The sequence below is a fragment of the Aliiroseovarius sp. S1339 genome (assembly GCF_023195695.1).
Lineage (GTDB): Bacteria > Pseudomonadota > Alphaproteobacteria > Rhodobacterales > Rhodobacteraceae > Aliiroseovarius.
Genome location: NZ_JALPQG010000007.1, coordinates 192,854 through 212,464, shown reverse-complemented (window position 1 = coordinate 212,464; position 19,611 = coordinate 192,854). Strand labels below are relative to the sequence as shown.

The following is a 19,611-nucleotide window of genomic DNA, read 5'->3' as shown; positions in this document are numbered from 1 at the left end:
ACATGTTTCATGCGTAATAGGGGCAAGATGGTCGAACATATCCAAGCCCACACGCTGCATGCCCGCCGCGGCAAGTTGAAAAACGCCTTCACCTATGGCGTAGATTACGTGCTATGCGACCTGTCCAGCGAAACCAACCCCGCCCTTCTGTCCCGCAACCGATTTAACCTTTGGTCGCTTTGGGACAAGCATCATGGTGGCCCGCGCGGTGATGGGCAGGGTCTTGATTGGTTCAGTGACGAGCTCGAACAGCGCGGCTTAGATACCAAGGACCATGACCTGACCTTGCTGACGCAACCTAGTTTTCTTGGGTTTCACTTCAACCCGATCAGCTTTTGGATTGCCACCAAAGACGGCACGCCGCGCGCTTTTATTGCCGAGGTGAACAACACATTTGGGCACCGCCATTGCTATTTTTGCGCGCATGAGGATTTTAGCCCAATCGAAAAGCGCGACGCGATCATTGCCGAAAAGATGATGCATGTGTCCCCCTTCCAGAAGGTCGAAGGGCAATACCGCTTCAACTTTGGAATGACCGATGATCAGTTCGACATTCGCATCCTTTATGAAAACGGGGATGAAGGTGTGCTGGCAACGCTGGCTGGCGACCGCAGGCCCGCCACCAACGCATCGCTTGCATGGGCCGCGCTTCGCCGTCCGTTCGGGGCGTTACGCGTCGTATTTCTGATCTATTGGCAGGCATTGATCCTGTATTTCAAGCGCGCGCCGTTCCTGCGAAAGCCTGCCCCGCCCGAGCCATTGGTGTCTGACAGCAAGACCTATCAGGGAACAGAGCAATGATTGAGTTTTCCGGCAGAACATATTGGCTGATCGGGGCCAGCGAAGGTCTGGGCCGTGCCTTGGCCCATGATCTGGACAAAGAGGGCGCCAAGTTGGTCGTGTCTGCGCGCAGCGAGGAACGCTTGCAAAGTCTTGCGGACGAACTGACAGATGCCCGCGTCGTGACCATCGACGTGACCGACCCAGATATGGTGCGCGACGCGGTCGAAAAAGTTGGCGAGGTTGACGGGATCGTCTATATCGCAGGCGCTTATGATCCGATGCGTGCCACCGAATGGGACAGCAAATCAGCTATGATGATGTGCAACGTCAATTTCATCGGCGCGATGCATGTCATGGGCGAAGTCGTGCCTGCGTTAACCAAAAATGGACGCGGTGACATCACCCTGATCGGATCACTTGCGGGCTATCGCGGCCTTCCGGCGTCGATCGGTTACAGCGCAAGCAAAGCCGCCATCGTCAGCTTGGCCGAAACCATGCGGTTTGACCTGAAAGACACGGGCGTTGTGGTTCGGATCGTCAATCCGGGCTTCATCAAAACCCGCCTGACCCAGAAGAACGCGTTCAAGATGCCAATGTTGATGTCGCCCGAGGACGCTGCCAAACATGTGCTGAAAGCGATGCGTAAAACCCGCTTTCGCACCGACTTCCCCGCACCCTTTTCGTGGGCGATGCGACTGTTGGAATACCTGCCGGACCTGCTTGTCTATCGCGGTAAATAAAGCTGCTCTAACGTTAGTCTGTGCCAGCGCCCATAGGTCTACAAAAGAAAATGCCGCCCAAACCGGGCGGCATCTTTATTACCAACGGGTTGTCGCCCCTGTTCTATGCCTTAGTGGCAAGCAGGGCGCGCGCCGGGCAACAGCACTTTGTCGACCACATGAATCACGCCATTATCGGCCATAATGTCGGCAATGATGACATTCGCCATTTCGCCCGTGCCGTCCGCGATCTTCACACCATCAGCACCAGCCGTGATGCACAGACGTGCACTGGTCAGCACTGGTTTGAAATAGTTCGAGCCCTGCGGGATCATGCCGGCAGTCAGTTTCCGATCATCGACGTGATACAACAACACGTCAGTCAACTGACCTTTGTTTTCGGGCTTCAGCAATGTCTCAACCGTACCTTCAGGAAGGGCGGCAAAGGCATCATTCACGGGGGCATACACTGTGAAGGGGCCGGGGCCGGACAGGGTTTCGGCCAGACCCGCAGCACCAACGGCTGCCACGAGGGTCGAGAAACGCTCGTCCGCGGCGGCAATCTCGACAATATTGTCAGCATGGGCGGTGTTCGCAGCGATAGTCAAAGCGAGTGCGGCAGCGGCGGTTTTGAAAGTATTTTTCATAAGTTGGTCTCCTAGTTGGCAGGCAAAGTGCCCATGGTTAACTGTTACTCATGCTAGGAATACGGACGGGTTCGGCAGGTGGTTCACAGTGTTTCACAGGGTCACGCAAACGTGAGGCATTTGCCTTTAAGCACCTGATAAATAAAAAGAACCAGCGCTGATACGCTGGCTCTTTCGTACCGTTACACGGTGGACTGAGTGGTGGCCTAAATTCGAAAGAACGGCTGCAAAAGGCGCGGCATCAGTGCATTGAACCGCAACGGTGCGTCAGTCGCGGCAAGGCAAATGCAGGCCTCGCCGGGGTCCGCGGTGGGGGTGTGATCCAGGTCTTCATTAGCAATCTCGATGTCACCGACACCGAAATGGCCGGTCTCATCGCTGAAGCTGCCCTGAAGCACCAAAGTCATCTCCATCCCGTTATGCCCGTGATCGGGAACGGCCTGACCGGGGGGAATATAAAGCAACCGAACCGATCCTTCCTTCGTTTCCGAAAGGATCGACTGGCGAACCCCCATACCTACGGATTTCCAGCGTGGATCTTGGCCTTTCAGGGCCTCGACCACGGGACGTGGATAGATGCCCTGACGCGTATAGACTGGCTCTGGCGTCACCGGCGCATCCAGTTGCGCGAGCAAATCGGCCTTCATGTGACCGGACACGGCCACACGGTCTGTCGCATCCAACAGCGCGCCACCCATATTTTGATGGGCTTCCAGCGATGCGCGACATTGCAGACACAGCGACACATGGCTGGCCACCGCGACTGCATAATGGTGCGGAAGGCTGCCCGAGGTGTATGCCGCCAGAATTGCATCCGGTATATGATGGGTAATTGCGGACATTATCGCATTCCCTTTAGTTCATGTCTCAACCGTTCCAGACCAAGTCGGATACGGGATTTTATTGTTCCAAGTGGCAGGCCGGTCTGGTCGCTGATTTCTTGATGTGTCAGCTCGCCCAGATAGGCCTTCTCGATTATTTCGCGTTGCTCGGGTTTGAGCGACGACAAAGCTTTCTTCAACTCGCCAGCTTCCTGTTCGATCGCCAGTATCTGGCTGGCGTCAGGTTCCGATCCGGGATCTTCTGCCAGTTCGTCCGGCACCGGGCGGTTTTCCTTGCGCACAACATCAATGTGGCGATTGCGGGCGATCTGATAGATCCACGCCGACACCTGCGCGCGGTGCGGGTCAAACATCGCCGCCTTGCGCCACACCGTTAGCATGACGTCCTGAACAATCTCTTCCGCCTGCGCGGCAGAACACCCGGTCCGCATGATGAAACCTTTCAGGCGCGGCGCGAAATGATCAAACAGCGCGCAAAATGCGTCTCGATCACGATTATCCCGAACAGCGAGCATCCAGACAGTCTGCTCCGAAATCTCGGTTTTCTTTTGCAACACCGGTTTTCCTTCATGACGACGCACACAGGGCATGGGTGGCCGGAGGGGCGGGGGATCAAGGTTCAGTGTCAACATAACCTCAATACGCGGCGCTGTGTATATCGGATCATTTTGCGAGATACTTTTTTGCAATCTGATCGTGAGGCTAGGTTGATCGGGGTTTTGGCAACCCTATTTGCGCGAAACGCGGTGGAACAAATGAGTGAATGTTGCCGCACCCAAGATCGGGATCAGCAGGTTCACCAGCGGGATCGACAAGGGAATAGCCATCAACGTGCCCGCAAACCAGATCTGCATGTTGTGGCGCGCGCGCATGCGGTTGGCCTCGGCGCGGCCAACGCGGCGCATGGCGGCCATCTGGAAATACTCGCGCCCCAGAAGATAGCCGTTCACCACCCAAAACAGGATCGGGGCCAGCGGGCCGACAAAGAAAAACAGGATCAGCGCGATCAGGTTGACGCCCACGATCACGCCAAAAAAGCCCAAGCTATCGCGGATCGTCTCGACCATTGGCACGTCGGGCGCGGGGGGGAGTTCGGGGTAATGCCGCGCCTCGACAGCGTCCGCGACGTCATCCAGAAAAATGCCGGTGAAGGCACCCGCGACAGGCACCATGAGGACAACGGACAAGACAATCATCGCAAGAAACGACGCCCACCAAGCGATGCCGTCCACCCACGAGACCTCTCCGATGAACGGCAAAGACAACGTGTCCGGCACCAAAAAGCCCACCAGCCACGTCATCGCGACCGTCACCGCAATCAGCAGGCCGACTGTCAGAGCTAGCCCCTTCATCAGAACATTGCGAAACCGGGGGTCGGTCATCTGACCAACCGAGCGGAAGAAATCTTCAAGGATCATGTGTCTACCCATGTGGTTATGGCGGTCAGGTCCGGGCGTGGCCGTTCCGGCGGCGCGCTTGTTTCGGTGCCGATATGAATGATGCCCGCAACGCTTTCATGATCTTGCAAGCCCAGTCCTTCGCTTAGGAACACGCGATCATGACTGGCCCAGCCCGACAGCCAATTCGCCCCCCAACCGGACGCAAGCGCGGCGTTTAGAAGCGCAAGACAAACCGCCCCCGCAGAATACACCTGCTCGATTTTTGGCACTTTGGGCGAGGATACGGGCGCAGAAACGACCACGACCGCCAACGGGCTGTCGGTAAAGGCCGATTGCGCTTTTGCAATCTGCTCGGGCGGCTCACCCAACGCCACGCCGCGGCTGCCGACGAGGTCGGCCAGACGCCCCATCGCACCCTGTTCCAAAACGATAAAGCGCCACGGCTCCAGCTTGCCATGGTCAGGGCTGCGAGCGGCTGCGGATAGGATCGGTTCAAGCGCGACGCGATCAGGCGCAGGTCCGGTCAGCGTTTTGGCGGGGCGCGAGCGGCGGGTCAGCAGGAAATCCAGCGCAGCTTGGTTGCGGTCAGGCATGGTTTTGTCCTTGATCTGGCAAAATGCAGGCTTGGCCGCTTCTGCGGCTGGCTTAGGGCACATGTCGTGTGTCAGGTCGCCCACGTCAAGATGTTACGTCACTTAACATTGAAAAAATCTCGCAGTTCAGTGATCAGGTCCGAAAAAACGCCAACCATCCGTTCGTTGGGTTGGCGCGCGTTAAAAGTGTCAGCCAGCGGGTCGGCGGCGTAGATTTTGGCGCCTGACATTTCCTCTAGCACCGCATGGCCGCAGAAGGGCACATAGACCTCGGAATATCCGCCTTCATGCGCCATCATCAGCCGCCCTTCGCACAGATCATCGGCCAGTTCCATCACCATGCGGGTCAATTGGCGAAACGTATCGGCCGTCGCGAGCATACAAGACAGCGGGTCGATCAGCGCGGCGTCATAACCACAGGCGATCACGATCACATCAGGTTCATGGGTGCGGATCGCGGGGATGACAAGCCGCTCCATCGCCTCAAGATAGGTGGCGTGCCCGGCCCCCGGCGGCAGTGGGATGTTCATGTTTGCCCCAGCGCCAGCCCCCTCGCCGCGCACCTCTGCGTCGCCGGTATCGGTCGGATAGTTTCGTTCCTGATGGATCGAGATGGTCAGGACATCAGGGTCCTCAATAAAAATTGCCTCGGTGCCATTCCCATGGTGCACATCCCAATCCAGCACCACGAACCGTTTAGCCAGCCCCTTGGACTGTGCATTGCGTATGGCAATCGCGAGGTTGGCCAGAAGGCAAAACCCATTGGGGAAATCGGGAAGACAGTGATGGCCCGGCGGGCGCGACAACGCATAGGCGTTGTCCACATGGCCTTTCAAAACGGCCTCAAGCGCGGCGACGGAAAGGCCCGCCGACAGCGCTGCGATTTCGTATCCGCCCTGCCCGAATGGGGTGCGCAGGCCCAGCTCTCCTCCGCCCGTGTCGGACACGCGTTTGAACTCGTCCAGAAACGTCGTCGGATGCACCCGCGCAAGCATGTCGCGATCAGCCTTGTGCGCGGTCTGCGTATGAAGCGCGCCAGTCAGGCCGGTCACATCCATCAGGTTTTTCAGGCGGCGCTTGGTTTCAGGGTTTTCCGGCAAGCCACCAGCGGCAAGTGGTTGCACCAATCCGCCCACTGGCAGATTGCCAGCGTAATTCCCACCCGCATGCCAAAAGCATTTCTCGTCCCAGAAAAACCCGGTCTTGGTCATCACGCGCGCTCCTATTTTTGGGTGCAGAGTGGCCCAGCGCGCTTGCATCGTCCAGCCCTGCCCCACAGGATAGCGCCATGAAGAAAGGCGACCTGTCCCATCTGGCAAAACCCGGCGCGCTGTTGTCGGTCCGCGTCACACCTAAAGCCGCGCGCAATCAGGTCGAGGAACGCGACGGCCAACTGCGTGTTTCGGTGACCGCAGTGCCCGAAGACGGCAAGGCCACCAAAGCCGTTGTGAAACTACTTGCAAACGCCCTTGGCATAGCAAAATCGCGCCTTGTTTTGACGCAAGGCGCGACATCGCGAGATAAGGCGTTTCGGGTGGATTAACTCTGATCGCCCGCACGCGGGATCGACGACGCGGCATAATTACCATCGTCAGATCCACCATACCCTCTTCCGCCTAGTGGATCATCACCATAGCTGTTCGGACCATTGGTGCCTTTGCTGGCAAACCAAACGATCAGGATAATCGTGCCAATCAGCGGGATAAGCGCGATCCAATACCACCAACCGGAGCGATCCGTGTCATGCAACCGACGAACTGCAACCGAGATCGCGGGAAGCAATGTCGCCAGACCGAACAGGCCAGATAGCACTGGCGTATTTGTCTGCGCTTCGAACCCACCTTCAATGGTTGTCACGGTGCCAAACAGAAAACTGTCAATCATGCCAAGAACAAATTGCCCAACGAAAAGGAACAGCACGAAATACCAAAACTCGGACCGCTGGGCGCGGCCCTGAAAAGTGACGTATTTCGAAAAACACGTCCGAATTGAGTCCATGAAGCTCATGATCTGTCCCCTGATTAGGTTACTTTTTGCGTCCGATGCGGGGTTCTTCCCCTGCCATCAGTCGTTCAATGTTCGCGCGATGGCGGGCGAAAATCAACACCGCAAGCGCGATCGATAAAACCAAAAGCGCGGGCTTGCCGATCAACAAGGCGACGACTGGCGATGCAGCGGCTGCAACCAATGCAGCCAGAGACGAGATGCGGAAGACGAGCGCGGCGACAAGCCACGTCGCACAGGCCGCGAGCCCAAGTGGGAACGACAAGGCGAGCATCGTGCCCAGCCAGGTGGCAACGCCTTTACCGCCTTTGAAGCCCAGAAACACCGGGAAACAGTGACCAAGGAAGGCCGCGAAACCCGCAACCTGTGCCGCATCTTCCGCAAACAATGTGCGTGCGACCAGAACCGCCGCGCCGCCCTTGCCCGCATCGCCCAGCAAGGTCAGCAGCGCGGCCGGTTTATTGCCCGTGCGCAGCACATTGGTGGCCCCGATGTTGCCCGACCCGATCTGGCGTAGATCACCCAGCCCAAAAAGGCGGGCCATAACGATGCCGAAGGGGATCGAGCCAAGCAGGTAGCCCGCGACAGCCACAAGGATTAAGGCCAGAGGGCCCGAAGTGATGTCTGGCATAAATGGTCCCTTTTTTATGTCAGCTTTGCGGGGCTTGGTCGTGCACGTCAAGGCCGTAGTCAAGAAGCGGCAACATGCGTCCGGGGATGGAGCCTGACGGCACCTCGCCCACAACGATTGCACCCATATGCTGGTAAAACGGCAGGGCAAATGGATCGCTATCAATCCGCAACACGCGTGCACCAAGGGTCCGCGCGCGCACGGCGGCCCATTGAAACAAAGCAGCCCCAATGCCCTGCCCCATGGCGCTGGGGTCGACAAAAAGATCCTCCAGCTGTGCGGTGGCGCCGTCGACCGACACATGCGCCATGCCAAGCGGTGCCCGATCGTGCCAGATCACCAAATCGGGGCCTAGATCGTCCGGTGTGATGGTCAACTCATCAACGACCGCTTCCATGAACGCCGCATCATACCCCCAATGCGCCTTGGCGCGCAGGATCATCGCATTCATTTGCGCAAGGTCAGCCCGGCGCACGGGTCGGATCAAGTCAGCCAAACACACGTTCGCCGCCGACCCATGTGCCCAGCACACGACCTTCCATCCGCGCCCCATCGAAGGGCGTGTTCTTGGATTTCGAGTTCAGCTGGAACCGGTCCAGCACGAAGGGTGCGTCGGGGTCGAACAGAACCAGATCGGCGGGGGTGCCTTGTGTCAGTTCTCCGCCCGGCAGACCAAAGCGGCGCGCAGGGTTCAACGATACGGCCCGCCACAGCGTCGGCAGGTCAATCAACCCGGCATGGACCAGCCGCATAGCAGCGGGCAGCAGGGTTTCCAACGCGACCGCGCCCGACGCGGCCTCTTCAAACGGCAAGCGTTTGCTTTCTTCATCCTGCGGGGTGTGCATGGACGAGATGATGTCGATCACCCCTGTCGCCACGGCGTCGGCCATCGCCAGTCGGTCGTCTTCGGACCGCAGCGGCGGCTTGACCTTAAAGAAGGTGCGATAGTCGCCCACGTCCAGCTCATTCAACGTCAGGTGGTGAATGTTGACCCCAGCGGTCACATCCAGCCCCGCCGCCTTGGCGCGCCCCAAAGCTGGTAACGCCTGTGCGGTCGACAAGTTGTCGGCGTGATAGGCGACACCAGTCATTTCGACCAAGGCCAGATCACGTTCCAGCCCCATGCGTTCGGCCATCGGGCTGACCGCTGGCAATCCGCGCAAGCTGGCGAACTTGCCCGAGGTCACGGCGGCCCCCTTCGACATGTTCGGGTCTTGCGGGTGGCCGATGATCAAAGCGCCAAGGCTGCGCGCATAGGTCATCGCGCGGGAATAAACCTTGTTGTCGGTGACAACATGATCGCAATCGGTGAAGGCGACGGCGCCTGCATCCAGCATAAATCCCATCTCGACCATTTCGCGACCTTCGCGGCCCTTGGTCAACGCAGCCATCGACCGAACATTCACCGGCGCGACCTGACTTGCCCGCCGCGCCACGAAGGCCAGCGTTTCGGGCGTATCGACCGATGGCGTTGTATCGGGCCGGATCACCATCGTCGTGACCCCACCCGCCGCAGCCGCCAGCCCCGCACTGCGGAAACTTTCCTTGTGACGTTCGCCGGGTTCGCCGATTTTCACGCCGATATCGACGATACCGGGCGCAAGGCATTTGCCGCCGCAGTCGATCAATGTGCCGGTTTCCCCGTCGTTTACGGCGACGATAAGACCAGCCTCGATGGTCAGACTGCCCAGCGCATCAGTACCGGATTCCGCGTCAATCAAACGGGCATTCGTGAACGTGGTTGTCATGCCAAGGCTCCCCTTACGCCCCACGCGCGCGATTGATCGCGGCTTGGGTGGCCTTGGTGTCGGCCTGATACTTCATCATGTACTTGTCGCCTGTGGCTGTCACAACCTGAGCGGCCGAGAAAATGGTGTTCACCTTGGCGATATTACCCAGCAGGATCGAGCGGCCCCCCGGACCGATCAGCCGCCGGTTTGTCAGATACCATGTGAACCCGACCTGTTCGCGCGCCACATAGACCCCGCGCACGGCGATGGCGGCGACAGCCCCGACAACACCAGTCCAGGCATGGGGATTGCCCATATAGATCAGGATGCCAGACATCAGAACGGACCCCAGCGCAGCCAGCAAGACGTGCTCTTTCACATAGGTGGTCAGGTTGCCGGAGAAGCTTTCGATCAGCCGCTCGCCCGGCTCAAGCGCAGGGCCGGTCTGGCTTTCCAAACGGGGTTCCAGTTCGAAGTCATGCTCAGACATAGACACCCTCGGGCTTGGCGGCACGGTAGGCGCGCAGGTTGCGGGCCAGAAGGTCCATCGCGGCCATGCGCACGGCGACGCCCATTTCGACCTGCTCCTGAATGACGGATCGGTTGATGTCGTCGGCGATGGTGCCGTCAATTTCGACCCCCCGGTTCATCGGGCCGGGATGCATGACGATGGCGTCGGGCTTGGCATGGGCCAGCTTTTCAGCGTCCAATCCGAAGCGGTGATAGTATTCACGTTCGGACGGGATAAAGCCGCCATCCATCCGTTCACGCTGAAGGCGCAGCATCATCACGACATCGGCGTCCTTCAGACCTTCCTCCATGTCGTCATAGACCTCGACCCCGAACTGGTCGATTTGGGAGGGCATCAGCGTTGGCGGCCCAACAAGGCGCACGCGGTTTTCCATTTTGCCCAGCAGGATCAGGTTGGACCGCGCCACGCGGCTGTGGGCAATGTCGCCGCAGATGGCCACGGTCAGACGATGCAGCCGCCCCTTCTCGCGTCGGATTGTCAACGCATCCAACAGCGCCTGCGTGGGGTGTTCGTGCCGCCCGTCCCCCGCGTTCAACACCGCGCAATTCACCTTCTCGGCCAACAGGTTCACCGCGCCCGATTGGGGGTGACGCACCACCAGCAAATCCGGGTGCATGGCGTTCAGTGTCAGTGCCGTATCAATCAGCGTCTCGCCTTTTTTGATCGACGAAGCCTGCATTGCCATGTTCATTACGTCCGCACCCAGACGCTTGCCGGCAATCTCGAACGAGGCCTGCGTGCGGGTCGAGTTTTCGAAGAACATGTTGATCTGGGTCAGTCCGGCCAGAGCATCAGATCGTTTCTGCGTGGAACGGTTCAGATCCACATAGCTGTCGGCCAGATCAAGAACGGTTTTAATCTCTTCGGGGTGAAGCTGTTCGATCCCCAAAAGATGGCGTTGGCGGAATGTCATTTGGGCCTCCGTCCTGTGGTTAGATGCTTATAGGATCGGGGGGCGGGCGCGTCCATCCCTTCTGCGTCTGATTGGCACAACAGATCGTTTACCTTCCTTGCGCGCGCACTTAGGCTATACCCCATGGAATCGGCACAAGACTGGCATAGCGCGAAGGCGCTTCTGGAGTGGTATATCGAACTGGGCGCGGTAGACGCGATCGGGGATGAGCCAGTCGACCGCTATGCACTGGAACCAACCCCGCCAAAACCCGTGAAAGTGTCGCCAGATAGCCCCGCTCCTGCTACCCCGACGAAACAACCCGCTGCACCCCAAGCCGACTATGTTGCCTTGGCAAAACAGGCGGCTGCTGCGGCCGGTGATCTGGAGGCGCTGCGTAATGCAATCGCAGCCTTCGAAGGCTGCGAGTTGAAGCGCGGGGCGCGCAATACGGTGATCGCTGATGGCAACCCCGGCGCACGCGTGATGATCATCGGCGAAGCACCCGGCCGGGACGAAGATATCGCGGGCAAGCCGTTCGTCGGGCGCGCAGGGCAGCTTCTGGACAAGATGTTTGCCGCGATCGGCTTGGGGCGCGACGCCCCCCTGTCGAAAGATGCGATCTATATCACCAACGTCATGCCGTGGCGCCCACCCAACAACCGCGACCCCAGCGCTGACGAAATCGCGATGATGGCACCCTTTCTGGAACGCCACGTGCAACTGGTTGCGCCGGACCTGCTGGTCCTGATGGGCAACACGCCGTGTCAGACGGTGTTGGGGCGCAAGGGCATCCTGCGGATGCGTGGCAACTGGGATCAGGGTTGGGGCAAGCCCGTCATGCCGATGACGCACCCGGCCTATCTTCTGCGCAACCCTGTCGCCAAACGCGAGGCTTGGGCGGATCTTCTGTCCATTCGGGCCAAGCTGCGAGACTTGGAATGAAGATCCTCGCCTTTTCTGACCTACATCTTAGCACGCTGGCGGCCAAAAACTTGCTCAAGGCGGCTGAAGACGCGGACTTGATCCTTGGCTTGGGTGATTACGCCCATCAGCGCAAAGGGCTGGCTGAATTTGTCGCCCCATTCGCCAATTGGGGCGCGCGGGCCGTATTTGTGCCCGGCAACAACGAAACCGATACCGAACTGCGCGCCGCCTTTGCGGGCAGCGACGTGACCATCTTGCACGGTGAAACGATCACGATTGACGACGTGACCATCGCAGGCATTGGCGGCGCCATTCCGCCACCCCCTTCGATTCCGTGGCAGTCATTTGACCTGACCGAAAACGAGGCGCATGCGATGCTATCCCCGATTGAGCACGCCGATATCCTGATCTCTCACTCGCCACCAAACGGCGTGGCTGATCAGCACTCTGAATTTGGGGCTTTGGGATCATATGCGGTGCTGGATGCGGCGAAGTGTTTGTCACCGAAGTGGCTCCTGTGCGGTCATATCCACGACGCTTGGGGTGCGCGCGGCCACATCGGCACGACGCAGGTTTGGAACCTCGGCCCAACGCCCAACTGGATTTCACTTAGCTAGGATCAACACATGTCCCACATCACGCCCGACGCCGCCGCCACCCGTGATTTCATTCCGGTGCGTATCGCCGTGCTGACGGTCTCTGACTCGCGCAAGCTGGACGAGGACCGATCCGGCGACACTTTGGTCGCCCGGCTGGAGGACGCGGGCCACATTCTTGCCGACCGAATGATTGTCCGCGATGAACGCGGCGACATCGCGGATCAACTGCGCGCCTGGTCGCTGGACCCCGACATTGACGTGGTCATATCCACCGGCGGCACCGGGCTGACGGGGCGCGATGTCTCTGTCGAGGCGCATCGCGATGTCTATGAAAAGGAAATCGAGGCGTTCGCGACCGTGTTCACCATTATTTCGATGAACAAAATCGGCACCTCGGCTGTGCAAAGCCGCGCCACGGGCGGCGTGGCCAACGGTACATATCTGTTTGCCCTGCCCGGCAGCCCCGGTGCGTGCAAGGACGCATGGGACGACATTTTGGTTCACCAGTTGGACTACCGCCACATGCCATGCAACTTCGTCGAAATTTTTCCGCGATTAGACGAACATAAACGACGGAAATGATCTGCCCATCCGTTTAAAGCGTAATCGGTTTGCTGATCGTTGACTTGCCGCAACTGTGACCACGCGCCGCTTGCTTGCAGGGGCCGAGCAGGACAGGATGTTGTGGCGTTTAGTGGAGTAGTAACATGCGTTTTCTGGGCCGAAGCCTGACCGGGCTGCTTCTTCTGGCCGCAACCCTTGGGTTGGTGGCAATGGCTGCTGGCATGGTGAATTCTGCCTTCAAGGCCCGCGCTGAACGCGATAGCGCCGAACCGACCGCCCGCGAACGGGTGTTTTCGGCCAATGTCATGACCGTCACGGCGCAAACCCTGACGCCTGTGCTGACGGCATATGGTGAACTCTCGGCCCGCCGGGAACTGGACGTCCGCGCGTTGACCGGCGGCACTGTGACCGAGATCGCGCCAAACTTTGAAACTGGCGGCGTGGTACGCGAGGGCGATCAATTGCTGCGCATCGACCCAACGGATTTTGAGTTTGCCCGCGAGTTGGCCGAGACCGACGTAACGCAGGCCGAAGCGGAACTGCGCGACGCGCGTGCGGCTTTGGAACTGGCCGGTGACGATCTGGACAATGCCAAGCGTCAGGCCGACCTGCGCGAAGCAGCCCTGACACGGCAACGCGATCTGGTGCAGCGGCGTGTAGGAACCGAAGCGGCTGTGGAAACCGCCGCCCTTGCAGCTTCGGCGGCGCAACAAGCTGTGCTGGCCAAACGACAATCCGTGATCACCGCACAAGCCCGCGTGTCGACCGCCGACGCGGCCTTGCGGCGCAGTAAAATCCAGTTAGACGAAGCCCAACGCCGCCTTGACGAAACCCAAATCGTTGCCGAAATCAGCGGTGTTCTGACCGATGTAACCGCCCTGCGTGGTGGCGTTGTCACGGCCAACGAAAAACTTGGGCGGATCATCGACCCATCCGCGCTTGAGATGCGGTTTCGCGTCTCGGCAGCGCAATATGCGCGGCTGTTGGGGTCTGACGGCACGCTGACCAACACCGATGTCACTGTCCGGCTGGACGCCACCGGCGTAAACCTGACCACAACCGGGCGCATTGACCGCGAAAGCGCTGATGTCGGCGAAGGGCAAACGGGTCGCCAAATTTTCGCCTCGCTTGCGCCCGCGCCGGGGATGCGCCCCGGTGATTTCGTCACAGTCGTCGTGGCCGAACCTGCACTGGAAGGCACCGTCCTGCTACCTGCCTCGGCGCTAAACGCACAAAACGAAGTGCTTGTGCTTGGTCCCGAGGATCGCCTGACCAGCGCCAAAGTCGAATTGCTGCGCCGTCAGGGCAATGACGTGATCGTCAAAGCCACGGCGCTTGAGGGGCAAGAGATCGTGACAGAACGCACCCCGGCCCTTGGCGCCGGTATTCGCGTCCGTCCGGTGCGCGACGGCGAAGGCATAGCACCTGAACCAAAAGCCGAGATGATCACGCTTGACCCCGCACGTGTCGCGCTTCTTCGCAACTTCGTGGAGAGCAACGAACGAATGCCCGATGAGGCACGCAATCGCATCCTTGCCCAGCTTGATGAGGGCACACTTCCTGCAGACACGCTCGCGCGGCTGGAACAGCGGATGGGGAACTAGCGGATGGGACGTGACCTGAACCTTCTGTCCTATTTTACGCGCCACGCCACGGTCGCGAACCTTCTTCTTGTGGTTCTGATTGTGCTTGGCGTGTTTTCCTATCCCCGAATGCGCGCACAGTTCTTTCCCGATGTGGTGATTGAAAGCGTTTCGGTACAGACCACGTGGCAGGGCGCCGGGGCCGAGGATGTGGACGAAGCGATTGTCCAGATCATGGAACCCGCGCTGTTGGCGGTTGACGGCGTGGAAAGCGTCAGTTCGCGGTCTTTCGAAGGCAGCGCCAGCATCACACTGGAGTTTGAACCCGGCTGGGATGTCGCCCGTGCAGCCGACGACGTGCAAACCGCCGTGGACGAGCTGTCAGACCTGCCAGAAGATGCCGAAACGCCGCAGGTCAGGCGCGGTGCGTGGCGTGACAGCGTGACTGATGTGGTGATTTCCGGCCCTGTCGGAATCGAACAGCTCGGGCGTTTTGCTGATGAGATGATCATTCGCCTGTTTGAACAGGGGGTGACGCGCACCGGGATACGCGGATTTGTTGCCCCTCGTACGATCATCGAAGTGACCTCGCTTTCGCTGATCGAACATGATGTGACGATGGCCCAGATCGCAGAAGCAATCGCAGGCGAGGCCACTGCCGCCCCGGCAGGCGACGTCGCATCCGGCGCGGCGCGTGTACGCACAGGCATCGCAAAACGAAGCGCCGATCAACTTGCGGCGATTGTCCTTCGCTCGAACCCTGATGGGTCGAAACTAACCGTTGGCGATGTCGCGCAGGTGAAGATCGAAGGCGTTGACCGCAACCGATCCTATTTCGTGGGCGACGACGCCGCGATTGCCCTTAACGTGTCACGATCCGCGCAAGGCGACGCAATCCGAATGCAGGAAATCGTCGAAGAGGTGCGCGCCGAGCTTCTGACAACCCTGCCCGAAGGCGTCAAAATCTCGCTCGTGCGCACCCGGTCCGACCTGATCACGGCGCGGATCAACATGCTGATGAAGAACGGCTTGCAGGGGCTGTCGCTTGTCCTTCTGCTGCTATTTTTGTTCCTGAACGCCCGCACCGCGTTTTGGGTGGCAGCTGGCATTCCGGTCGCGATGACATCCGCGATTTTCCTGATGTATATGTCGGGGCTAACCCTCAACATGATCTCTCTTTTTGCGCTGATCATCACGCTGGGGATCGTTGTCGATGACGCGATTGTCGTGGGCGAACATGCTGATTTCCGGGCGCGTCGGTTGGGTGAAGGCCCGGTTGAGGCCGCTGAAAACGCTGCAAAGCGGATGTTCCCCCCGGTGTTTTCCGCCACTCTGACAACAGTCATCGCATTTTTCGGCCTGACCGCCATTGGCGGTCGGTTTGGCGACATGATCGCCGACATTCCCTTCACCGTGATCGTCGTGCTGGCGGCGTCTTTGATAGAATGCTTCCTGATCCTGCCGCATCACATGTCCCACGCCCTGACGCACACCGCCAAAGAACACTGGTATGACTGGCCGTCACGTCAGGTGAACAAGGGGTTCCGCTGGGTGCGCGACCACGCGTTCCGCCCCCTGATGGGCTTCGTGATCAAGGCCCGCTATCCAGTTATCGCAATGACCCTTTTGATCCTTGCCAGTCAGGCTTCGATCTTTATTCGGGGTGACCTGACCTTCCGCTTCTTCAATGCACCCGAACGGTCCTCGGTCACCGGCAATTTCGCAATGGTTTCGGGCGCGACGAAGGATGACACGCTCGACATGATGCGGCTTGTCCAAGACGCCGTCGAAAAGACCGGTGCTGAATTTGAAGCCGAGCACGGGCGCAACCCTGTGGTGCACGCGCTGTCCCAAATTGGCGGCAATGCCGGGCGGGGTTTGTCAGGTGTGGACAGCAAAGATACCGATTTGCTTGGGTCCGTTTCGGTCGAGCTGATCGACGCCGACCTGCGCCCCTATAGCGCATTTGCCGTTGTTGGCGCGCTTCAGGACGCGGTTGCGAACCACCCGCTGCTAGAGGTGCTGTCATTCCGTGGCAACCGCTATGGCCCCGGCGGCGACAGTTTGGATGTTGAACTTTTTGGCGCGACCTCTGAACAGCTGAAAGCGGCATCCGAAGCGTTCAGAACCCGCATGACGGCATTTCCCGAAGTCTCGGCACTGGAAGACAGCCTGTCTTATGACAAAGAAGAACTGATCCTTGATCTGACCGCACAAGGTCAGGCGCTTGGCTTTACCATCGACGGGTTGGGGCGCGTGTTACGCAACCGGCTGAACGGGATCGAAGCCGCGAGCTATCCCGATGGCACGCGGTCGGCTGAAATCCGAGTTCAGCTTCCAGAAGAGGAACTAACGTCAGACTTTCTGGAACGCACGCAACTGCGTACGGAAAGCGGCACTTATGTGAACCTCGCCGACCTTGTCTCGGTCCGGTCGCGCACTGGGTTTGCCAGTGTGCAACGTGAAAACGGCATCCGATTGGTTAAGGTCACGGGCGACATCGACGAAAACAACGCCGCACGCGCCGAGGAGATCCAACGCACAATCGAAACTGAGATCCTGCCAGAATTGGCCGAGGAATTCGGCATCGCCTTCCAACTGGGCGGTTTGGCCGAACAGCAGAAAGAGTTCCTATCTGACGCGCAATCTGGTCTGATCCTGGTGCTGCTGGGCATTTTCCTGACGCTTGCGTGGATCTTTTCAAGTTGGACCCGCCCACTGGTGGTCATGGCGATCATTCCGTTCGGGTTGGTCGGAGCGATCTTTGGTCACGTTCATTGGGATGTGCCGCTATCCATGTTCTCGGTCGTTGGGCTGATCGGGATGACCGGGATCATCATCAACGATTCAATCGTGTTAGTTACAACCATCGACGAATATGCACGCGAGCGTGGGCTGGTTCCTGCAATCATCGACGGGGCGGCAGACCGATTGCGGGCGGTTATGCTGACCACGATGACAACAGTTCTGGGGCTGGGGCCACTGCTTTACGAATCGTCGCGCCAAGCGCAATTTCTGAAACCCACCGTGATCACCCTGACTTATGGGCTGGGCTTTGGCATGGTGCTTGTCTTGCTTGTCGTGCCCGCTTTGGTGGCCATACAGGCGGACATGGGCCGCATGGTGCATGCCCTGAAGCGGATATGGCGGGGGCGTCAGCGCGGCGGCCTGAGGTCAGCAACACTGTTGGTTGGTGGTGCCGCACTGGCAATGATCGCTGCCTTTGCGCTGGCCGTCGCCTCTTGGGGGGTGACCGCACAGGGGATATCGCGGTTTGTCATGATCAGCGCAGCTATTGCGGTCTTGGGCTATCTGGCCGGGGGCGTCGTAATGCGCGGGCGCAGCACTTAGTCGAATATTCCGGTCACGCGGCCCAACAACATGAAGGCGCGCGCCGTTCGCGTGTCGGCCAAAGCCGCAATATTTTCATCCGAGGCGTTCTTTTCGAAACCTGCGAATGTTTGGTCAAAACGGCGTAAAAAGTGGTGCGCGGCATCCCGGAATATCGGGTCTTGCTTCATTCGCCCAGCCGTCAGCGCCAAAGATGACCGGTCACGCACGCCGCCCAAAGCGGCCACACCGCGCCCACGCTCACCAGCCGCAAACTTGCGCCAGATCTCGGGCCGCGCGCGATCAGGTCGCAGGTCGTCCATATATATCCCGTCTTGCGACAGCAGGGTCAGAACGTCTTGTGATGCCTGCACCAAACCTGCCACGCGACGGTCGTCAAGCGCGCGACGCAGGGCACGAAAGCCATCTGCGTCCTCGGCGGTTTCGGGGAAATGCAAGGCGCGAATAAAATCTTCGACAGATAGCGGCGGGTTCAAATCCTCGACCGGCGTGCCAAGAGCAAGACTGGTCTGATCGGCGGTCGCCTGTCCGGTTGCTTCCGACACAATGGCGGGGTTGGGGTCTGGCGGTGTTGGGTTGGCGAGCGTCGGCATGCCGGGGCGAATCGACGTGAAGGTCGCCAACGCACTTTCCGTCTTGCGGCTGACCTGTGCGATTTCGTCCAGCTTCTGTTCGACCTTCGAGGCTTGTGCGGGCGTGCCCGTAAAACCCTGCTGCTGTTGGATATAGGCGGATCGCATGGCATCTATTGCCGCACTAAGGCGCACACTTTCGTCGCGCATGATCCGCGCAGACCTGAGGGCAGCGACCGCCACCCAGATGACCGCCACAGGCATAATCACCGCCACAAGCGTCATCAAAAACTGCAACGGGCCAGCAAGCCCCGCGTCTTCGCTTTTGCCGAAACCCAGAACGATGAAAAACAGAATACAGCCCGCCAGCCAAAGGCCAGACAGCAATAGGCCAATGACCTCGCCCGCGCTCAGCGACGGAACCTGCGCATGAAGCGCTCTGCGCCCCGTTCCCAGGCTTGCTGGTCCGTTATTCGCCTTGTCGTTCATTCGGTCCTCTTATCCGCCCCACGGGGCGTCAGATCCATTCAATCTTCAGGATCTCGTATGCTTTTTCTCCACCAGGCGTGCGCACTTCGACGCTGTCGCCTTCTTCCTTGCCGATCAGCGCACGCGCCAAGGGAGATTTGATGTTGAGCTTGCCATTCTCAATATCCGCTTCGGGCTCACCCACGATCTGAAAGGTCTTTTCTGCTTCCGTATCTTCATCAACGATGGTGACTGTGGCCGAAAATTTGACGGCACCATTCAGGTTTGCCGGGTCAATCACCTCGGCCAACGACAAAACGCCCTCAAGTTCCTTTATCCGACCTTCGATGAAGCTCTGCTTTTCGCGGGCGGAATGGTATTCGGCGTTTTCAGACAGATCGCCATGCTCACGCGCTTCAGCAATCGCGCGGATGATCGCCGGGCGCTCCTCGGATTTGAGGATTTTCAGTTCGTTGTTCAGCGCAGTGTGACCCGCGCGCGTCAGCGGTATCTTATCCATAAGGCCTATTCATTCTGCCGTGGCCAATGCGCGCGAACGCATCGGCGAAGTTATCACCGTGTCTTCTTGATCATTACGTCGGGCAAAGCACCCGGTTGCGCCGAAAATCTAGCAAACTCGCGCGATTTGCAACGTCATTGTTTGTGGGACGCGCCCCAAGTTGGCGCGACATCGCCGAACGGCAATGTCAGCGCAAACAGCGTGCGAATGGGCCAAAAACACCCGCTGGCCCCCCTTGTAACGCAGTGTCCTGA

At 59.2% G+C, this 19,611-nt stretch carries 22 protein-coding genes; 8 read left to right on the top strand and 14 right to left on the bottom strand.

Annotation, left to right across the window (positions count from 1 at the left end):
* Positions 1–27 precede the first annotated feature (27 nt).
* Complete coding sequence (locus MUY35_RS12435) at positions 28–801, top strand: DUF1365 domain-containing protein (protein ID WP_248368934.1); 774 nt, start codon at positions 28–30, stop codon at positions 799–801.
* Positions 798–1,523, top strand: a complete 726-nt coding sequence (locus MUY35_RS12430; protein ID WP_248368932.1) for an SDR family NAD(P)-dependent oxidoreductase — start codon at positions 798–800, stop codon at positions 1,521–1,523. The genes MUY35_RS12435 and MUY35_RS12430 overlap by 4 nt, the downstream gene beginning before the upstream one ends.
* 110 nt (positions 1,524–1,633) lie before the next feature.
* On the opposite strand, the gene MUY35_RS12425 is transcribed toward MUY35_RS12430, so the two are convergent.
* The 6 genes from MUY35_RS12425 to MUY35_RS12400 form a co-directional block, all read right to left on the bottom strand.
* Positions 1,634–2,149 (bottom strand): fasciclin domain-containing protein, encoded by a 516-nt coding sequence (locus MUY35_RS12425; RefSeq protein ID WP_248368930.1) that lies wholly within the window; start codon positions 2,147–2,149, stop codon positions 1,634–1,636.
* 206 nt (positions 2,150–2,355) lie between these two features.
* Positions 2,356–2,991 carry a ChrR family anti-sigma-E factor gene (locus MUY35_RS12420; protein WP_248368928.1) on the bottom strand — a complete coding sequence of 212 codons (636 nt, stop codon included), beginning with the start codon at positions 2,989–2,991 and terminating at the stop codon, positions 2,356–2,358.
* The gene (locus tag MUY35_RS12415) at positions 2,991–3,623 is read right to left on the bottom strand and encodes a sigma-70 family RNA polymerase sigma factor (RefSeq protein ID WP_282569272.1); all 633 of its coding nucleotides are present in this window, start codon (positions 3,621–3,623) and stop codon (positions 2,991–2,993) included. Before MUY35_RS12415 ends, MUY35_RS12420 begins: the two co-directional genes overlap by 1 nt.
* A 96-nt stretch (positions 3,624–3,719) precedes the next feature.
* Positions 3,720–4,409 carry an EI24 domain-containing protein gene (locus tag MUY35_RS12410; RefSeq protein ID WP_248368926.1) on the bottom strand — a complete coding sequence of 230 codons (690 nt, stop codon included), beginning with the start codon at positions 4,407–4,409 and terminating at the stop codon, positions 3,720–3,722.
* A complete protein-coding gene (locus MUY35_RS12405; protein ID WP_248368923.1) occupies positions 4,406–4,984 on the bottom strand; it encodes a nitroreductase in 579 nt (192 codons plus the stop codon). Before MUY35_RS12405 ends, MUY35_RS12410 begins: the two co-directional genes overlap by 4 nt.
* A gap of 98 nt (positions 4,985–5,082) precedes the next feature.
* On the bottom strand, positions 5,083–6,195 hold the full coding sequence (locus tag MUY35_RS12400; RefSeq protein ID WP_248368920.1) for a class II histone deacetylase: 1,113 nt from the start codon (positions 6,193–6,195) through the stop codon (positions 5,083–5,085).
* Between the two features lie 77 nt (positions 6,196–6,272).
* On the opposite strand from MUY35_RS12400, the gene MUY35_RS12395 reads away from it, so the two are divergent.
* A complete protein-coding gene (locus MUY35_RS12395; RefSeq protein WP_248368917.1) occupies positions 6,273–6,527 on the top strand; it encodes a DUF167 domain-containing protein in 255 nt (84 codons plus the stop codon).
* On the opposite strand, the gene MUY35_RS12390 is transcribed toward MUY35_RS12395, so the two are convergent.
* Genes MUY35_RS12390 through MUY35_RS12365 form a run of 6 tightly spaced genes read right to left on the bottom strand, consistent with a single transcriptional unit; the run spans position 6,524 to position 10,794 of the window.
* On the bottom strand, positions 6,524–6,991 hold the full coding sequence (locus tag MUY35_RS12390; protein ID WP_248368914.1) for a DUF805 domain-containing protein: 468 nt from the start codon (positions 6,989–6,991) through the stop codon (positions 6,524–6,526). The two genes, MUY35_RS12395 and MUY35_RS12390, sit on opposite strands and share 4 nt — an antisense overlap.
* Before the next feature lie 19 nt (positions 6,992–7,010).
* On the bottom strand, positions 7,011–7,619 hold the full coding sequence (gene plsY, locus MUY35_RS12385; protein WP_248368912.1) for a glycerol-3-phosphate 1-O-acyltransferase PlsY: 609 nt from the start codon (positions 7,617–7,619) through the stop codon (positions 7,011–7,013).
* A 19-nt stretch (positions 7,620–7,638) separates the two neighbouring features.
* Positions 7,639–8,115 (bottom strand): GNAT family N-acetyltransferase, encoded by a 477-nt coding sequence (locus MUY35_RS12380; RefSeq protein WP_248368910.1) that lies wholly within the window; start codon positions 8,113–8,115, stop codon positions 7,639–7,641.
* Complete coding sequence (gene pyrC / locus MUY35_RS12375) at positions 8,108–9,367, bottom strand: dihydroorotase (RefSeq protein ID WP_248368908.1); 1,260 nt, start codon at positions 9,365–9,367, stop codon at positions 8,108–8,110. The genes MUY35_RS12380 and pyrC overlap by 8 nt, the downstream gene beginning before the upstream one ends.
* A gap of 13 nt (positions 9,368–9,380) precedes the next feature.
* Positions 9,381–9,839 carry a hypothetical protein gene (locus MUY35_RS12370; protein ID WP_248368906.1) on the bottom strand — a complete coding sequence of 153 codons (459 nt, stop codon included), beginning with the start codon at positions 9,837–9,839 and terminating at the stop codon, positions 9,381–9,383.
* Complete coding sequence (locus MUY35_RS12365; protein ID WP_248368904.1) at positions 9,832–10,794, bottom strand: aspartate carbamoyltransferase catalytic subunit; 963 nt, start codon at positions 10,792–10,794, stop codon at positions 9,832–9,834. The genes MUY35_RS12370 and MUY35_RS12365 overlap by 8 nt, the downstream gene beginning before the upstream one ends.
* A gap of 123 nt (positions 10,795–10,917) precedes the next feature.
* On the opposite strand from MUY35_RS12365, the gene MUY35_RS12360 reads away from it, so the two are divergent.
* From MUY35_RS12360 to MUY35_RS12340, 5 genes are all read left to right on the top strand, one after another.
* Positions 10,918–11,718 (top strand): uracil-DNA glycosylase, encoded by an 801-nt coding sequence (locus MUY35_RS12360; protein WP_248368902.1) that lies wholly within the window; start codon positions 10,918–10,920, stop codon positions 11,716–11,718.
* The gene (locus tag MUY35_RS12355; protein ID WP_248368900.1) at positions 11,715–12,317 is read left to right on the top strand and encodes a metallophosphoesterase; all 603 of its coding nucleotides are present in this window, start codon (positions 11,715–11,717) and stop codon (positions 12,315–12,317) included. The genes MUY35_RS12360 and MUY35_RS12355 overlap by 4 nt, the downstream gene beginning before the upstream one ends.
* 9 nt (positions 12,318–12,326) lie before the next feature.
* On the top strand, positions 12,327–12,881 hold the full coding sequence (moaB, locus tag MUY35_RS12350; RefSeq protein WP_248368897.1) for a molybdenum cofactor biosynthesis protein B: 555 nt from the start codon (positions 12,327–12,329) through the stop codon (positions 12,879–12,881).
* 125 nt (positions 12,882–13,006) lie between these two features.
* Positions 13,007–14,467 carry an HlyD family efflux transporter periplasmic adaptor subunit gene (locus tag MUY35_RS12345; RefSeq protein WP_248368896.1) on the top strand — a complete coding sequence of 487 codons (1,461 nt, stop codon included), beginning with the start codon at positions 13,007–13,009 and terminating at the stop codon, positions 14,465–14,467.
* 3 nt (positions 14,468–14,470) lie between these two features.
* Complete coding sequence (locus MUY35_RS12340) at positions 14,471–17,797, top strand: efflux RND transporter permease subunit (RefSeq protein ID WP_248368895.1); 3,327 nt, start codon at positions 14,471–14,473, stop codon at positions 17,795–17,797.
* Here the strand turns inward: MUY35_RS12340 and MUY35_RS12335 are convergent.
* Positions 17,794–18,858 (bottom strand): hypothetical protein, encoded by a 1,065-nt coding sequence (locus MUY35_RS12335; RefSeq protein WP_248368893.1) that lies wholly within the window; start codon positions 18,856–18,858, stop codon positions 17,794–17,796. The genes MUY35_RS12340 and MUY35_RS12335 overlap by 4 nt on opposite strands.
* A 28-nt stretch (positions 18,859–18,886) precedes the next feature.
* A complete protein-coding gene (greA, locus tag MUY35_RS12330; RefSeq protein WP_248368890.1) occupies positions 18,887–19,357 on the bottom strand; it encodes a transcription elongation factor GreA in 471 nt (156 codons plus the stop codon).
* Between the last annotated feature and the right edge of the window lie 254 nt (positions 19,358–19,611).